Source organism: uncultured Methanofollis sp. (assembly GCF_937919355.1).
In the GTDB taxonomy this organism is placed as follows: domain Archaea; phylum Halobacteriota; class Methanomicrobia; order Methanomicrobiales; family Methanofollaceae; genus Methanofollis.
Window position 1 is genome coordinate 1 of sequence record NZ_CALFSA010000177.1, and the last position, 13,674, is coordinate 13,674.

Genomic DNA, 13,674 nt, shown 5'->3' on the forward strand with positions numbered 1-13,674 from the left:
GTTGTACCAGGCCTTCGGCATGGCGTCCTCGTCCAGGAGGATCTTCGTCTGCATGGAAGGGAGTACGCTATGAACATAGATATACATTGTGGAACAAAATAGTACATGACGGAGTATGGCGAGAGTCATATAGCAGGACGACCCATGATAACGGAGATGGACGGCATTGCAGGGGCCCTGATACTCGGCCTCGTCATCGGTCTTTCGGGTGCCCTCGCCCCCGGACCGACGCTTGTGGCGACGATCAGGGGGGCGCTCTCCGAGGGGTGGGCGGCAGGGCCGAAGATCGCGGCAGGGCATGCCGCGCTGGAGACGGCGGTCTTCCTCGCCGTCGTCGCGGGACTCGGCATTGCGGCCGATCCTGTCGGCCCCGCGGTCGCCCTCGTCGGCGGAGCGGCTCTCGTCGTCTTCGGCACCATGACAATCAGGGAGAGCAGGAAAGCAGTGCTGGAGGCCGCACCGGGCGGGGCGGCGGCCGGGAACCCGTATGTCGCCGGGGCCGTAACGAGCGCCGCAAACCCCTATTTCTGGATCTGGTGGCTCACCATCGGCGCCGGCCTCCTCCTTGACGGCCTTGCCGGGGGTCTCGCCGTCGCCGGCGCCTTCATGATCGGTCACTGGGCAGCGGACTTCGGGTGGTTCGGGCTCGTCGCCGCGGCCACGGCGGGGGGGAGGAGGGTCATGAGCGTCGGGCAGTACCGCCTCGTCCTCGCCGCGTGCGGTGTCTTCCTCATTCTCTTCGGGGCGTCGTACCTCTGGCAGGCCTTCGCCTGAGGATCACCTCTCTGCCGCGGAGCGTGCCGCGGCGTCGTCGTAGACGCGTGCCCTCCCTCGCACCTCGCCCTTCTTCGCCCGCGGGCTGAGGCGGTCGAGCACGACGCAGGACGGGTCGGCACCGGAGACGAGGGCGATGGCGTCGATGATCCCGGCACGCGACGGGATGGGGCCGGTAAACCGCGCCGTAAAATCGATCTCCGTCCTCTGCCTCTCCTCGTCTCTCTCGTACCGGGAAAAGTCGATGTCCATGCTTCACCATGCAGGGGGAAAAGGGTTGAAGGTTTGCGCGACCTTCCTGTCCTTGAATCACCAGAATGTGGATGGTGCTGATCGAGGCTGAGTCCCTTCAGAGGATGGCAAGAAGGAAGAGGTGCTGGCATCTTTAAAAAAATAGAGGGTGAAAGTCGTGTCTTTCTTTTTCCCAAAACAAAAAAGAGATCCTTGAGACAAGCAGACCTATAGTTTATCTCGGGAAAGATTCACGATTCTTTGCCTCTTTACGACCCTCATCTTCGGCCATACCTTTTGGAAGAACATATGTTTTAGAGACCGCACCATCTGCACAGACAAAAAACTCCCCTGTTTTCAGGTTCATGATCTCAGCAGAGTTTATCAGCATATTTCCAGAGGGGATCTGTTCTATCGTATGCTTGACTTCATTTTTTTCGTTCTGGACACCCAGCATCCATATGCTGACATTTTTTAGAATGGATTTGTCAACTTTTGCGATGTCCTGACAATCAATCCAGACAAAATTTTCTTTGACTGCACCCTGCCGGATGAGTTCTTCTATTGGACTTTTAAGAAGACTTTTTCGAGACTGGGGGATGAACTTCCAGGCTTCTGGGAGGAGAGTGATAACTCCATTCCTATTATGAAGGATCTCCTGTAAAACATCACTGATAATGTATTCTTGTATCTCTCCAGGAAATTTGGAGAGGTTCATCACATTGATGCCCGGTAGTAAGGTAAGTTCTCCTGCCACCTCGATTCCTTCCATCATTTTGAAATATTTAGACAGATATGCTTGAATCCGACGGAGAGACATATTTTTCGCATTTTTATCGAGGAGGATCTCTTTTTTAACCCTCTCGCGGAGTTCCTCAAAGGATATCTCACAATCATCATAGAGTAGGATCAGATCATTTCTGATATCCTTCATGCTATTATCACCAATAATAAGTGAAAATATAGATTCTGCAGTATTCCAATCAACCTTTTCCTTAATGAAAGGTTTATGAAGATGATAATCTCTGGAATTAAAGCATTTCTCACGGGGTTTTGTAATGAAGGATATTGCTTTTCTGCCGCTCCTTGAGATCAAAGCTTCAAGTGTTGTCGTTTTTCCTGCTTTCTGGGTTAAACCCGAGACAAAAAGATGACCCAGTTTTTTAATCCGCACATCCTTCCCGGTACCAGCCTCAAAACCGACCAGCAACCCATCATCTGATACCGAACCAGAAACAGGAATGTTCTGTGATGATGGCACGATTGTATCAGGTTTCATATCTCTGGTCGAAATCTCGGGTGTCGCTGGAACGACCACATCATGAAACGGGAAGATAAAGGATTGCTTTAGCCATTGAGCAACCTCCCTGCATATCTGCTGATCAATATGCTCGACGATGGCCCTTGTCTGGTCTGCGTCAGCCCTGAGGATGACATCTCCAAAATCATTCACTTTGACAATGCCCCTTTGCCTGAGAGACTCGATCAGTCCTGTCGGATTAGAGAAATGATCAATATTCTCTTTTAAAACAGAACCAGATAGATCGCCACCATTCAGGAAATCAAGTGTGCGTTCAAAGAACTTAAGTGTGATAAGTGAGTCGTGATTATTTCGTTCAAATATCTGATATAGTGCAGATATACGCGAGTGTCCCTCTTCTATATTTCCCAGTTTCGTCTTTATTAAATTCAGAGAATCCTGAGAAACCAGATATCTCGGCAGCAGAGTACACCTATATGAATTAAAAGAGTGAGCAACAAGGCAATATCCAGCACCCGATTGACGGACAAAATTTTTCAAAAGGTTATGAGGATTGATGGTATCGAGAAACGCATCTGCGATCAGAGGAATAAAAAATTCTGCTTCGGGGGGGAGTATTTTGATCAAGTATGATTGAAACATCTCAAATGTATTATAAAGATTATCAATCTTGAAAATCGGATAATTTGTCCCGGGAAGATAGCGCAACCAGTGAGAAAGCATGAAATCCCAAGCCAGATACTCCTCGAGGGTAGAAATATCAGGGGAAACTGCCTTGGTTCTGGAGCACCAGTCAGAAAAAACCCTATCGGCTACACTAGAAAGTGTACCCTTCATGCAAAGAACACGCTCTGCTCTATCACTATATTGCCCCTCATGAGATTGAGGGTGGGGATAGTTATTCGACTCAGTATGATAGTCTTTTACCCTGATGTCAGAATAGATAAGCCATTGTGAAAAGATTTGCCGAAATTCGTTGAAGTCAGCACTGGGATCATTAGAGAGACCAGAGTTAAGATTCAGGAGTATATTTTCTTCAGAAAGTGGTAAAAAGAAGTGTCCAGGATCATTCACGGGCTTAATCTTCGAAAAAAGAGAGAGCATGGGCAGAAGATCAGATTCGACCCAAGCATAGTCCTTTGAGGAAAAAAGTTTCTCAAGGGTATCAGATTCATCAAATAATTCCATAGAATTGGATTCGCATTCGCAATTAATAAAACATGTGAGAGTACTGTAAGTGGTACCCTATAGTCTCAGAAAATGCGGGTAAAAATAACACAATTGACACGAAAATCAGGCACTCGCCATCTTACAGAGTCATTGGCAATGCCAAGGGGACATCAGGATTAAAAAAAAGAGGGAGCCCCTCACTGCGCGAGATCCTTCCCCGCGGCAAAGGCCCTTCTCATCAGCTCCTCGCTCTCCTTCGCCTCGCCTGCCGCGAGCAGTCCGGGGGCGATGATGATCTCCGTCACCTCAAGGCCGAAGAAAGTCATCGTGACCTCGAAGTGCGTCGCCATCCCCTCGAACATAGAGGGGTTGGCATCACCCTGCGGGAAGATGAGGACGACCTTCTTCCCCGGTGGAAGCCGCGAGGTGAAGTCCGGGTTCACGAGAGCGTACCAGCGGTCGATGAAACTCTTGGTGTTCCCTGTCATCTGCCCGAAGTAGACCGGGCTCCCGATCACAAGGCCGTCGGCCGAGACCAGGTCCTCGTAGACAGGGTACATATCGTCCTTCAGCCGGCAGACATTCGTCCCCTTGCAGTAGCCGCACCCCTGGCAGTCCTGGAAGACCATGTCGTTCAGGTAGATGACGGCGGTCTCGGCACCGGCCGCATGTGCGCCGGTGAGCGCCTGCCTGACAAGGATGTCGGTGTTTCCCCCCTTGCGAGGGCTTCCCACAATACCGATGACTTTCATGCCCCTTCGATCCCCCATCAGGGAGGGGGAGTATATAACGTGATCCCCGCACCAGGCCTGAGCAGGGGGGCGGCGCGGGCAATCCCCTTCAGCCCGCACTGGAGGAAGACGATGCCGAGGACGGCCTCGACGAGGGTACCCTTCAGGTGACTGACATCTCCCTTCGGCCTGGAAGGGTCGAGGTGGATGCGGTACCTGTACAGCCCCCACCGGTCGCAGAGGCGGGCCATGTTTGCGTTGCTCTCGTACGCCCGCCGTTTCCGGGAGAGGAGGCCGGCGTCGGCGGCGCGGGGGCTCCAGATCTCGGGGAGAACCCCGATCTTCAGGGCGGCGTCGCCGATCCAGGCAAGCGTCTCCGCGGCCTCGGGGAGACGGCTCAGGTCTTCAAGTTCCTTTGCGGAGAGAGCACATCCCTCCTCCCCGAAGTGGACGAGGACCTCAGAGAAGAGGTTCCGGGTGCTCGGCATGAAGAAGGCGAGGATGAGCATCTCCTCGCTGGCGATCGCATACCCCAGGTCGGCCTCGATACCGGCCCTGACCCTCCCCCGGACCACGGCGATCTTTCCCAGTATTCTGTCGATCGATGAGAGCCAGTGTCCCATCACCCTGATCTCGCGGGTATTTGCCGGTGAGAGACGGGCACGCCTGGCGGCGATATCGTCACGCAGGACCATGAGATTTTTTTCAAGCCCGAACTCTCGCCAGCAGAGTGTGTGGTGCATCTCCGTCCCGTATTGACGTTATCAAAATAGATATATACTATATGCTGCATGGGGGTGTGCCTCAGGGGGAACGGGACGGACTGCCAGGGTGAGGCGGGTCCTCCGGCTGAAACGGTTGAAGGCCGGACTGACGACAGAGACGCCACATCAGGGGACCGAACAGATGCCGCAGGAAGATAAGACCAGGACGGCCATCTGCCGACCTGTACGGCAACATGATCGGCGGATAGAGGAAGGCCGCCACGGGAGCCGGCTTATCTTCAGGGCACGATGCCGTGAAGGCCAGGTCCTGCATCGAAACGGCTGAAGACCCAGGACAGAATGGCGATACACGGGGCCGAACAGGGTCCCGCATGCACTCCCTGGGGTACGTTTTTCAGGCCATATCATCTTTTTCTGCCATGCACGACCGGACTACCCGTCTCTCCGGTCGGCGCAGGGGCCTTCTCTCTCCCCTGCCACCCGCCTGCCGCCCTGCCTCTGGCGGTACAGGACGAGAAGGGCGTCGGCCGCCGCGTCCTCCAGGCCCCACGGTATCCGTCCCCTCTCCCCTGCCTGCCTCAGGAGTTCGGCACGGAGTATCTCTTCGTCCGTGATCCCGAGCGCCGCCACGCCGTCCAGCATCCCGTCAAGGCCGAAGATGAGTATCCGCCTGTTCCCCACCTTCACCTCGGAGAGGAGGGCGGGGTCGGCGGTGCTGCAGGCAAGGGGTCGCGTGTCCTTCCCCGTCATAATCCAAGTCCCCTCCTCTTCTCTTCGATGTGTCCGAGGACGCCGTCCGCCGCCGCCGCAGCGTCGGGTTCAAGCCTGAGGACGCCGCCGGTGATCCCCTCTAGGTCCGCGGTGAGGAGTTTCACCAGGCGTGGGGCGCCGGTCACCGTCGGCACAGGGTTCACATAGGTGTACAGACCGAAGGCCAGGGCAAAGATAGCGTCGATCGTCGCCTTCTGCTCCATGTACTCGGGAGCGACCGCCGCCACCGGGAGGTCGGCGACGGGCACGCCGCCAAGGGCCGCACCGACGACGGCGACAAGGTCGGCGAGGCGCCCGGTGTCGGTGCAGGTCCCGAAGGAGAGGACAGGCGGCACACCGAGGGTAGTGCAGACCTTCCTGAGGCCGGGCCCGGCCTTCGCCGCGGCCTCCGGGGTGCAGAGGCCGGCGACCTGCATGGCCGCGTTCCCGCACCCCATCGAGAGCACCAGGACGTCGCGCCTGATCAGTTCCTCGGCCACCGCCACCGAGTGGATGTCCTGTCCCGAATTACGGAGGGTCGTGCAGGAGACGAGGCCTGCGACGCCCCGGATCGATCCGTCCCTGATCGCGTCCAGGAGAGGGACGAGACTCCCGCCGAGAGCGGCGACGATGCTCTCGGGCGAGAAACCGACGACAGCCCGGCCGACAGGGAGGCCGCGGACGGGTTCGACCTTCCCGCGCCTCTGCCTGAAGTTCTCGACCCCCATCTGGAGGAGGGCCGCCGCCTGCTCCCGCGCCTCTGCCGGGTCATAGTCCACCCTTTCATCGACGCCCTCGAAAGCGACGAGTTCGGAGACAGGGACGAGTTTGAAGTGGAACTTTTCGGCATACACAGGGTCGAGAGGGAGGGAGCAGTTCATGTCCGCCACAAAGACGTCCACGGCACCGGTGGCAAGCACCGCCTCCTGCATGATCCAGTTCCCTGTATAGCCCCAGAAGACATCGTCCGCCTCCAGGCGCTGGACCATCTCCTGCCCGGTCTCGATATTCGCGATCACCCTGATCCCCTTTGCCCCGGCCGCATGCGCCCGTTTCTGCCAGGCGGGGTCGCGGGCGAGGTCCGCCAGGGCGAAGCCGAGGAATGGTTCGTGGCCGTTCGGGAGGATGTTCACATAGTCCGGGTCGAGGACGCCGAGGTCCACCCGCATCACATGGGGAGACGGCGTCCCGAAGAGGGCGTCCTGGAGAGACTCGAGGACAAGTTGACTCTGGTAGGCCATCGCAATCGAAAGGCGCATCGCCTTCTTCGCCAGGCTCACATAGTCCCCGTCCACGTTCGTGAGAGAGGAACTCGTGGCGAGCATCATCTCGCCGTAGATACCGCCGGGGAAGATCCTGGCGTCCTTCCAGACCCTGACCCGGTCGGCAGGCGCAAGGAGTCCGACGATCTCGCTCGGTTCGTCAGACCTGCGGTGGAAGTCGTCCTCGACAAAGGTGCAGAGAGAGAGGGCAAGTCTGTCTGTCGGCATGCCGGTGTCAAGGCCGAGCCTCGCCGCAAAGGCCTTCAATTTTTCCGGGTCTTTCACGCGGAAAGGCGTCCTGCCATGGGCCGTCTCCCGCAGTGTCCTCACAGTCTGCTCGCAGTGGTAGTGGTAGGTGGCGGCCCCCATCACATTGCGCAGGAGCATCATCCGCATCGCCATGCCGTCTGCGGAGATCCCGCAGACACCGCGTTTGTCTGCGGCAGCATCGGCCCTGCACGGCCCGTTCGAGCAAAAATCACAGCGGACACCTCCCATGCAGAAGCGACACCTGGCGTCCGGGTCGCCCCCGATACCCTGGGCCTCGTAGCGGTCCCAGAGATTGGAGAGCCCCATATCATGGATTTTTTTATAGACCGCCCTCACAGACGGGTGGTATGAGATCCTCTTCTCATCCAATTGCATCTCCTCCGGCGGCGGCCGCGTCCACCACCGCCACCCCCCTCTCAAGGAGAGGGAATAAACCTGTCGTCGACCGGTGGGTCGCGGGGTGCGGGAGACCCAAAGGTATTCAATGAAGGAAACGGAGTATCGGCGGGTGAGCACATGATTACACGAACTGTCATGGAGACCCCGGTCGAGAAGAACCCGCACGGCGTGGACGCACGGAAGGTCTACGACACCGAGCATGCAACGATGGTCCACATCACTCTGCAGCCCGGAGAGAGTCTGAAAAAGCATATCACCCCTGTCGACGTCGCCTTCTATGTCCTGGAAGGGAGAGGAGTCGTCGAGATCGGGGAGGAGAGGCGGGAGTGCGGGCCCGACACCCTGGTCGAGAGTCCGGCACATCTTCCGCACCGCTGGACCAACGAGGGCGACCGGCCTTTCCGCGTCCTTGTCGTCAAGGTGCCGCGGCCGACCGGGGCGACGCGTCTTTTGTGACGGGTCGGGCAGGAACCTCCCCCATACCTTTAAGATGAGTTCTGCCCTCTCAGAGTGTGAAGAACATGACAGGCGATGAGATGATCAGGGTAACGGCGGAGGAACTCCGCAATTTCGTATCGTCAAAGGCCATCATCGGCGATCCGCTCGATCTCGGCGACAAAGTTATCTTCGCGATCGCCGGGTTCGGCTTCGGTTTCGGTGCCGCTGCAGCGAGGGGCACGGACGCAAGCGGCGAAGGCGGTGGCGGCGAAGGAGGCGGGGCCGGGGCCGGTGTCGAACCGGTCGCCCTTCTCGTTGTCCACAAGGACGTGAAGGGCCCGGAAGGGGTGCAGATCTACTCTCTCAAGAAGAAGGGGCCGATCGCCGAGATCATCGAGAGTATCGGGGAAGTCGTCCCCCCTATGGTCGAGCGGGTCGCCTCGAAGGTCGGCAAACCGGAAAAGGTGGAGGAGAAGGAGAAGAAAACCGAACAGGGAACTGAGTAGACAGGTCGAGTATGGCCGGCGGCGACCTTCTCGTCTTCCTTGTGTATTATGCCGGTATCGGTGTCATCCTCCTCTGCGTCCTCCTCCTCCCCCTGCGGGTAGGGGCCGCGGGGGCCTATGAGGGCGGGACTGGGACCGTCTCCCTCTCCCTGAAGTGGGCGGCTTTCGGTGTGAGCGTCAAGAAAGAAACAGCCTGGCATGCCGATCTCCTGGTCGGCGGCACCACCCTCTTTTCGTGGACACTGCCGGAGGCCGGGCCGGAAGAGACTGGAGAGGAGGAGAGAGAAGAGGAAGAAGAGGGCGGGCTTCCCCCTCTTCCCCTGGCCCTGGAAACACTCCACGCACTTTTCCCGCACATCACCCGTCTTCTCGGCAGGGTCCACACCCACACCACTCTCGAAAGCCTCGCCCTCTGGATAAGGGCCGATTTCGGCGGACCCATCACAACAGGGAAGGTCTTCGGCATGGTGCAGGCGCTTCGTGGCATCCTGGGGCCGACCCCGATCGATCTCGATATGGAGCCCCTTTTTTCTGGGGGCGATCCGGCAGGACGGGGCGAGGTACGACTCATTATCGACAGGCCGGTCGCCCTCCTCGGCGCTGCGGCTGATTTTGCCCTCGCACCGCCGGTCCGCCGGATCATCCTTGAAAGTGGAGAGGAGAAATGAAGGAAGAGATTACCGTCGGTGAGGTGCGCACGGGCGGGGGACGCGCCGTCGTGCCGATCGTGCGGAGCGTGCTCTGCTCATGGCAGGGAGGGGGGTACCTCGCCGCCGAACCAGTCGCGGTCGTCGTGGCGGGTCCTGACGGCGCACTCCTCGTCGGTTCAAGGGGCGAGGACCTCCCTGCGGATATGGTCAGTAAAGCGGTGGACCGGGCATATGCCGCTCTTGGTGCAGAGGGCGGGTGACACACAACAGTTCTTTTTTCGGATATGATAGCAAACATCAATGAATTTATAGCACGAATGCTGATGATCCTTCATGTACAGACACGACGGCTGTCAGTATCTCAATCTCGAAAAGAACTTCACGGTGAGAGACCTCGCCGCATTCCATGGTCACCTTGGTCCCTATATCGTCATCGGATACAGGATAGGGAAATACGCGCGCGAGCACGTCTGCGACGACCCCTTCAACCTCAGGGCGCGGGTCTACTGTGCAGGCACGCCCCCCCAGTCCTGCCTCGCTGACGGTGTCCAGCTCGGCAGCGGGTGCACCCTCGGCAAAAGGAACATCGAGATCATCGAGAGTGAGCAGGTAGCCGTCGAGTTTGAAACAGACGGCAGGACTATCAGGATCGTCCCCCTGCCCTTCGGCCTTCCAGACGGAGACGGAGACGACTACGAGGCCCTGATCGAGGCCTTCGCCGAAGAGATGTACTATCTCGACGACGCCGAACTCTTCACCGCCGGCGAGCGCTGAAGATGCGTGACGGCACCATCAACCTTGCAGGCGTCTCCACCGCCTACGAAGGGTCTGACAGGCCGGTGATCAGGGATATCTCATTCACAATAACCCCGGGAGAGTTCGTCGTCGTCGGCGGCCCGAACGGCGCCGGAAAGACGACGCTCCTTGAGACGGTCAACGGGATGCTCCCGATCACCCGCGGCCGGGCGACGGTCTGCGGTCTCGACGTCGCCTCCCGCGGGTATGAGATCCGCAGGCGGGTCGGCTACGTCATCCAGAACTTCGCCTTCGACCCCCTCGCTCCTTTCACCGTCAGGGACGTCGTGATGATGGGGCGCTACGGACTTCTGGGTTACGGCAGGCGGCCAGGGGAGGAGGACAGGAAGATCGCACGGGAGGTGATGGCACTCCTCGGCATCGAAGACCTTGCCGGGAGGCCGATCGGCAAACTCTCCGGCGGGCAGCAGCAGAAGGTGCTCATCGCCCAGAGCCTTGTCAAAAGACCCGACGTCCTCCTCCTCGACGAACCCTTCTCCAACCTCGACCTCGGCACACGCGATTTTATCTGCGGGGTGCTCGACGGCATTGCAGACGAAGGCTGCACCATCATGATGGTCTCGCACGCCTTCGACGCCCTCCCCGACCGGGAGGTGAGAGTGCTTGTGATGAACGACGGGCACCTCATCTTCAACAGGCCCTGCCGGGCAGACGAGGTCGAGGACCACGTCCGCACCCTCTCGGGAGGTCACCATGCTTGAGTTCCTCATCCTGAACAACATCGTCTGTCACGCGGTCGAGGCGATGCTCTTCGCCTCCATCGCCTGTAGCGTTCTGGGGGTGATCATCACGCAGATGAACATCTCCTCCATCGGTTTTACAATGACACACGCCGCCTTTGCCGGAGCGGCCGCCGGGATCTTCTTCGGCCTCGACGGGACGGTCGCGGCAGTCCTTGCAAGCCTGACAATCGCCGTCATCCTTGGCCCCCTCTCTGAGAAGGCGCGGATGCCCACGGACACGATCCTCGGCATCCTCTTCGGGATGATGATGGCCATTGCCATATTCTTCATCTCGTACATGCAGTACCTCGGGACGGGCGTCAACACGAGTTCCCTTCTCTTCGGGAACGTCGTCTCCCTGTACCGCGAGGAGATCTACGCCCTCGCCCTCATCTCCATCGCCGCCGTCCTCTTTGTCCTGACCTTCTTCAAGGAGATCACGGCCGTCATCTTCAACAAAAAGATCGCCGAAGCAGCAGGGATCAGGGTACGCCCTATTTTCTACGCACTCCTCTTCATGATCGCCATCTCGGTCTCCCTCTCCCTCAACATCATCGGCGGCCTCCTCCTCTATGTCTGGCTCGTCACGCCGGCGGCGATCGCCTACCAGTTCTGCTCCACCGTCAGAGACCTCTTCCTTGTCGCCCCCCTTGTCGCCGCAACGGTCAGCGTCACAGGGGCATGGATCGGGCTCCAGCACTCCCTCCCTGTCGGCCCTCTCATCGCCGTCGTCTTCAGCGGCCTCTTCCTGGTGGCTGTACTCCTCTCACCGAAACGCCGGGTCCCGAAGGGTGAATGACCTCTATTTTTAATTTAGCAAGAGATATATGATCGTTAACACATTGTTAAACATATGCTCGAATATAGTAGCATTAAAATGGCAACATTCATATTATTTGTATTATCCGCTCTGGCTATGCCTGCCGTCGCGGCGATGGACATCGTCGCCACGACGAGCGTCATCGCCGACCCGGTGCAGGCGATAGGCGGGGATAATGTCAGGGTGATCGCAGTCGCCGACCCGACCATCTGCCCTCACATGCAGGGAGACATCATCGACAGCCGTATCCAGATGCAGAAAGACTTCATCGCATCGGCAGACCTCTTCTTCGCCCACAATTCTGGGATGGACAGACCTGTCGTCATGCCAGCAGTCGAGAAGTTCATGCAGACCTACAATGATGGAAACGTGACCTGGACCATAATCGGTGCACAGGACTGGAACACACCGGAGAAGGCGAAGGTCTTTGCAGGGGAAGTGAAGGATAAACTCGTTGCCGCGGACGGTGGAAACGCCACCGCATATGAGGCGAACTATGAGGCGTACTGTGACGCAATCGACGCCGCCAACCTCACGGACGAGGAAAAGATGTGGGTCGGGGGTCAGGACGTTATCGTGATGGTCTGGCAGAGGGAGGCCGCTGAGGACTGGCTCGGTCTCAACGCCGTCGCCGTCTTCGGGCCAGAGACCTATATGGGCGGCCAGGTCACCCCGGCAAAGGTCGTCGACGATATCGCCGCAGACCCGCAGAAATACAGGAGCGTGAGGTATGTCATCGAGAACATGCAGTCTGGCGAGATGGGGAAGGGGATAGAGGAGGCCCTCCATGACAGGGGGATCAGGGCAGACCGCGTCGTCTTCACAAACTTCCCGAAGTCGGTCGAGGGTGTCAGTTCCCTGCCCGACGTGCTTGCGCATAACAAGGAGGCTGTGATGGCAAGCCCGCCGACGACGGCGCCTCAGTCGCCCCTCTCCCTCTTCCCGCTCCTGACCGCGGTCTCCCTTGCTGTCTTCCTGCTGCGCAGGACCTAAAGTTCCTCTTTTTTCCACGAGATATGTGCGTACCGCGATGTCTCCCGCAGGAGATATGCCCCGCCTTCGGGGACGAGCCAGCCTGAGAGGGCGCGGCGGAGGACCTCCTCCTGCTTCTTCCCGGTCACCCCGAACTTCGGCGCACAGGTCACCAGAGCCTCGTCGAGGTCGACGAAACGGACCACTCTCTGCATCATGCCGATCCGCAGGTCCGGATAGATCCCCATCTGCCAGAGGAGGTTGCAGACGACGTCGGCCTTCGGAACAGGGTGGTAGGCGGCGCCGTGGAGAGACTGCCAGACCTGGAGATAACGGCGCTCCCATGCAGGGACGTCGGCGAACCAGAAGAGGTGCACCGACCCGGCGGCGACATCGTCCATCTTCCGGAGTGCGGCCCGGAGGTCCTCCATATTGAGGGAGAACGACGCCACGACGATGTCGTACGGCGGCCGCAGGTCTGTGGCCGGGTCGACGTCCTCCCAGCGCTTCCTGACAACCCTGACGTTCCCGATCCCCTCCTCGTCGATATGGTCTTCCAGTACGTCGGCCATCCCCGAGGCCGGTTCCACCGCGGTGACAGTCCTCACGCGGCGGGCAAGGGGAATGGCAAGAGTGCCTGGACCGGCACCGATGTCAAGGACACGCGCCGACCGCACGAGGGGGAGAGAGGAGAGCGTTTCCTCCACTCTCCTGCCAGAAACATGAGTGTCATACCTGACGGCACGCCCCCTGTCGCCCCAGAGGGCAGGGCCGGTCCTGAAACCGACTACAGAGTGGTTCTGCCGCAACTCTTCGGCCCATACCGCATTCCAGTCTATCGCCCCGATATCCATGGAGAGAGGATTGCTTCCTGCAGACAAAAACCTTCCACAGGGGATCGACGGCAAAGGAAAACTCTCATATCGAAGATAGAACAATCATTCATTCGGAAGTGATTCCATGGACAAAACAGGTATCGTATTGCTCGTCGTAGGGCTAATCCTCGTCATTGCGGGCGTCTATGGCATGACACAACTCGCACCTGAGGTGATCGCCTTCCTCATCGGCATCGTTGAACTTGTTGTCGCCGTCATCGGCCTCGGTTTCATCGTGATCGGGGTGATCATGGCAAAGGACTGAGGGTAAAAATAGTTTTTTGAAATTTTCACACCAGAGG

At 58.4% G+C, this 13,674-nt stretch carries 17 protein-coding genes; 10 read left to right on the forward strand and 7 right to left on the reverse strand.

The genetic code is table 11. From position 1 onward, the window contains the following. Positions 1–144 precede the first annotated feature (144 nt). The gene (locus Q0520_RS08855; RefSeq protein WP_298669016.1) at positions 145–774 is read left to right on the forward strand and encodes a LysE family translocator; all 630 of its coding nucleotides are present in this window, start codon (positions 145–147) and stop codon (positions 772–774) included. 3 nt (positions 775–777) lie between these two features. Here Q0520_RS08855 and Q0520_RS08860 read toward each other — a convergent pair whose 3' ends face one another. The 6 genes from Q0520_RS08860 to cooS form a co-directional block, all read right to left on the reverse strand. Beyond that, the gene (locus Q0520_RS08860) at positions 778–1,026 is read right to left on the reverse strand and encodes a hypothetical protein (RefSeq protein ID WP_298669020.1); all 249 of its coding nucleotides are present in this window, start codon (positions 1,024–1,026) and stop codon (positions 778–780) included. Positions 1,027–1,240: 214 nt separating this feature from the next. Further along, the gene (locus Q0520_RS08865; RefSeq protein ID WP_298669023.1) at positions 1,241–3,454 is read right to left on the reverse strand and encodes a hypothetical protein; all 2,214 of its coding nucleotides are present in this window, start codon (positions 3,452–3,454) and stop codon (positions 1,241–1,243) included. A gap of 179 nt (positions 3,455–3,633) precedes the next feature. Next, positions 3,634–4,188: a flavodoxin family protein gene (locus tag Q0520_RS08870; RefSeq protein ID WP_298669026.1), complete on the reverse strand. Its 555-nt coding sequence runs from the start codon at positions 4,186–4,188 to the stop codon at positions 3,634–3,636. Positions 4,189–4,205: 17 nt separating this feature from the next. Then, on the reverse strand, positions 4,206–4,910 hold the full coding sequence (locus Q0520_RS08875; RefSeq protein ID WP_298669029.1) for a ribonuclease III domain-containing protein: 705 nt from the start codon (positions 4,908–4,910) through the stop codon (positions 4,206–4,208). A 414-nt stretch (positions 4,911–5,324) separates the two neighbouring features. Next, a complete protein-coding gene (locus tag Q0520_RS08880) occupies positions 5,325–5,642 on the reverse strand; it encodes a hypothetical protein (RefSeq protein ID WP_298669031.1) in 318 nt (105 codons plus the stop codon). Next, positions 5,639–7,549 (reverse strand): anaerobic carbon-monoxide dehydrogenase catalytic subunit, encoded by a 1,911-nt coding sequence (cooS, locus tag Q0520_RS08885; protein ID WP_298669033.1) that lies wholly within the window; start codon positions 7,547–7,549, stop codon positions 5,639–5,641. The genes Q0520_RS08880 and cooS overlap by 4 nt, the downstream gene beginning before the upstream one ends. Positions 7,550–7,690: 141 nt before the next feature. Between cooS and Q0520_RS08890 the strand changes: the two genes are divergently transcribed. The 8 genes from Q0520_RS08890 to Q0520_RS08925 all read left to right on the forward strand — a co-directional run bounded on the left by Q0520_RS08890 (position 7,691) and on the right by Q0520_RS08925 (position 12,518). Beyond that, positions 7,691–8,029, forward strand: a complete 339-nt coding sequence (locus tag Q0520_RS08890; protein ID WP_298669036.1) for a cupin domain-containing protein — start codon at positions 7,691–7,693, stop codon at positions 8,027–8,029. Positions 8,030–8,094: 65 nt separating this feature from the next. Next, positions 8,095–8,517 carry a spore germination protein GerW family protein gene (locus Q0520_RS08895; protein ID WP_298669039.1) on the forward strand — a complete coding sequence of 141 codons (423 nt, stop codon included), beginning with the start codon at positions 8,095–8,097 and terminating at the stop codon, positions 8,515–8,517. 11 nt (positions 8,518–8,528) lie between these two features. Then, positions 8,529–9,185 carry a hypothetical protein gene (locus tag Q0520_RS08900; RefSeq protein WP_298669042.1) on the forward strand — a complete coding sequence of 219 codons (657 nt, stop codon included), beginning with the start codon at positions 8,529–8,531 and terminating at the stop codon, positions 9,183–9,185. After that, on the forward strand, positions 9,182–9,427 hold the full coding sequence (locus tag Q0520_RS08905) for a hypothetical protein (protein WP_298669045.1): 246 nt from the start codon (positions 9,182–9,184) through the stop codon (positions 9,425–9,427). Before Q0520_RS08900 ends, Q0520_RS08905 begins: the two co-directional genes overlap by 4 nt. A gap of 73 nt (positions 9,428–9,500) precedes the next feature. Continuing rightward, positions 9,501–9,941, forward strand: coding sequence for a formylmethanofuran dehydrogenase subunit E family protein (locus Q0520_RS08910; protein WP_298669046.1), 441 nt, complete (start codon positions 9,501–9,503; stop codon positions 9,939–9,941). 2 nt (positions 9,942–9,943) lie between these two features. After that, complete coding sequence (locus Q0520_RS08915) at positions 9,944–10,684, forward strand: metal ABC transporter ATP-binding protein (RefSeq protein WP_298669049.1); 741 nt, start codon at positions 9,944–9,946, stop codon at positions 10,682–10,684. Then, positions 10,677–11,504: a metal ABC transporter permease gene (locus tag Q0520_RS08920; RefSeq protein WP_298669052.1), complete on the forward strand. Its 828-nt coding sequence runs from the start codon at positions 10,677–10,679 to the stop codon at positions 11,502–11,504. Before Q0520_RS08915 ends, Q0520_RS08920 begins: the two co-directional genes overlap by 8 nt. A 117-nt stretch (positions 11,505–11,621) precedes the next feature. Next, positions 11,622–12,518 carry a metal ABC transporter substrate-binding protein gene (locus Q0520_RS08925; protein ID WP_298669055.1) on the forward strand — a complete coding sequence of 299 codons (897 nt, stop codon included), beginning with the start codon at positions 11,622–11,624 and terminating at the stop codon, positions 12,516–12,518. Here Q0520_RS08925 and Q0520_RS08930 read toward each other — a convergent pair. After that, positions 12,515–13,351, reverse strand: a complete 837-nt coding sequence (locus Q0520_RS08930) for a class I SAM-dependent methyltransferase (protein WP_298669057.1) — start codon at positions 13,349–13,351, stop codon at positions 12,515–12,517. The genes Q0520_RS08925 and Q0520_RS08930 overlap by 4 nt on opposite strands. A gap of 106 nt (positions 13,352–13,457) precedes the next feature. On the opposite strand from Q0520_RS08930, the gene Q0520_RS08935 reads away from it, so the two are divergent. Next, positions 13,458–13,637: a hypothetical protein gene (locus tag Q0520_RS08935; protein ID WP_298669060.1), complete on the forward strand. Its 180-nt coding sequence runs from the start codon at positions 13,458–13,460 to the stop codon at positions 13,635–13,637. The last annotated feature ends 37 nt before the right edge of the window (positions 13,638–13,674 follow it).

Coding starts and splice junctions, on each gene's coding strand:
- Q0520_RS08855 (WP_298669016.1), top strand. CDS start 145: ATGATAACGGAGATGGACGGCATTGCAGGGGCCCTGATACTCGGCCTC.
- Q0520_RS08860 (WP_298669020.1), bottom strand. CDS start 1,026: ATGGACATCGACTTTTCCCGGTACGAGAGAGACGAGGAGAGGCAGAGG.
- Q0520_RS08865 (WP_298669023.1), bottom strand. CDS start 3,454: ATGGAATTATTTGATGAATCTGATACCCTTGAGAAACTTTTTTCCTCA.
- Q0520_RS08870 (WP_298669026.1), bottom strand. CDS start 4,188: ATGAAAGTCATCGGTATTGTGGGAAGCCCTCGCAAGGGGGGAAACACC.
- Q0520_RS08875 (WP_298669029.1), bottom strand. CDS start 4,910: ATGCACCACACACTCTGCTGGCGAGAGTTCGGGCTTGAAAAAAATCTC.
- Q0520_RS08880 (WP_298669031.1), bottom strand. CDS start 5,642: ATGACGGGGAAGGACACGCGACCCCTTGCCTGCAGCACCGCCGACCCC.
- cooS (WP_298669033.1), bottom strand. CDS start 7,549: ATGCAATTGGATGAGAAGAGGATCTCATACCACCCGTCTGTGAGGGCG.
- Q0520_RS08890 (WP_298669036.1), top strand. CDS start 7,691: ATGATTACACGAACTGTCATGGAGACCCCGGTCGAGAAGAACCCGCAC.
- Q0520_RS08895 (WP_298669039.1), top strand. CDS start 8,095: ATGACAGGCGATGAGATGATCAGGGTAACGGCGGAGGAACTCCGCAAT.
- Q0520_RS08900 (WP_298669042.1), top strand. CDS start 8,529: ATGGCCGGCGGCGACCTTCTCGTCTTCCTTGTGTATTATGCCGGTATC.
- Q0520_RS08905 (WP_298669045.1), top strand. CDS start 9,182: ATGAAGGAAGAGATTACCGTCGGTGAGGTGCGCACGGGCGGGGGACGC.
- Q0520_RS08910 (WP_298669046.1), top strand. CDS start 9,501: ATGTACAGACACGACGGCTGTCAGTATCTCAATCTCGAAAAGAACTTC.
- Q0520_RS08915 (WP_298669049.1), top strand. CDS start 9,944: ATGCGTGACGGCACCATCAACCTTGCAGGCGTCTCCACCGCCTACGAA.
- Q0520_RS08920 (WP_298669052.1), top strand. CDS start 10,677: ATGCTTGAGTTCCTCATCCTGAACAACATCGTCTGTCACGCGGTCGAG.
- Q0520_RS08925 (WP_298669055.1), top strand. CDS start 11,622: ATGCCTGCCGTCGCGGCGATGGACATCGTCGCCACGACGAGCGTCATC.
- Q0520_RS08930 (WP_298669057.1), bottom strand. CDS start 13,351: ATGGATATCGGGGCGATAGACTGGAATGCGGTATGGGCCGAAGAGTTG.
- Q0520_RS08935 (WP_298669060.1), top strand. CDS start 13,458: ATGGACAAAACAGGTATCGTATTGCTCGTCGTAGGGCTAATCCTCGTC.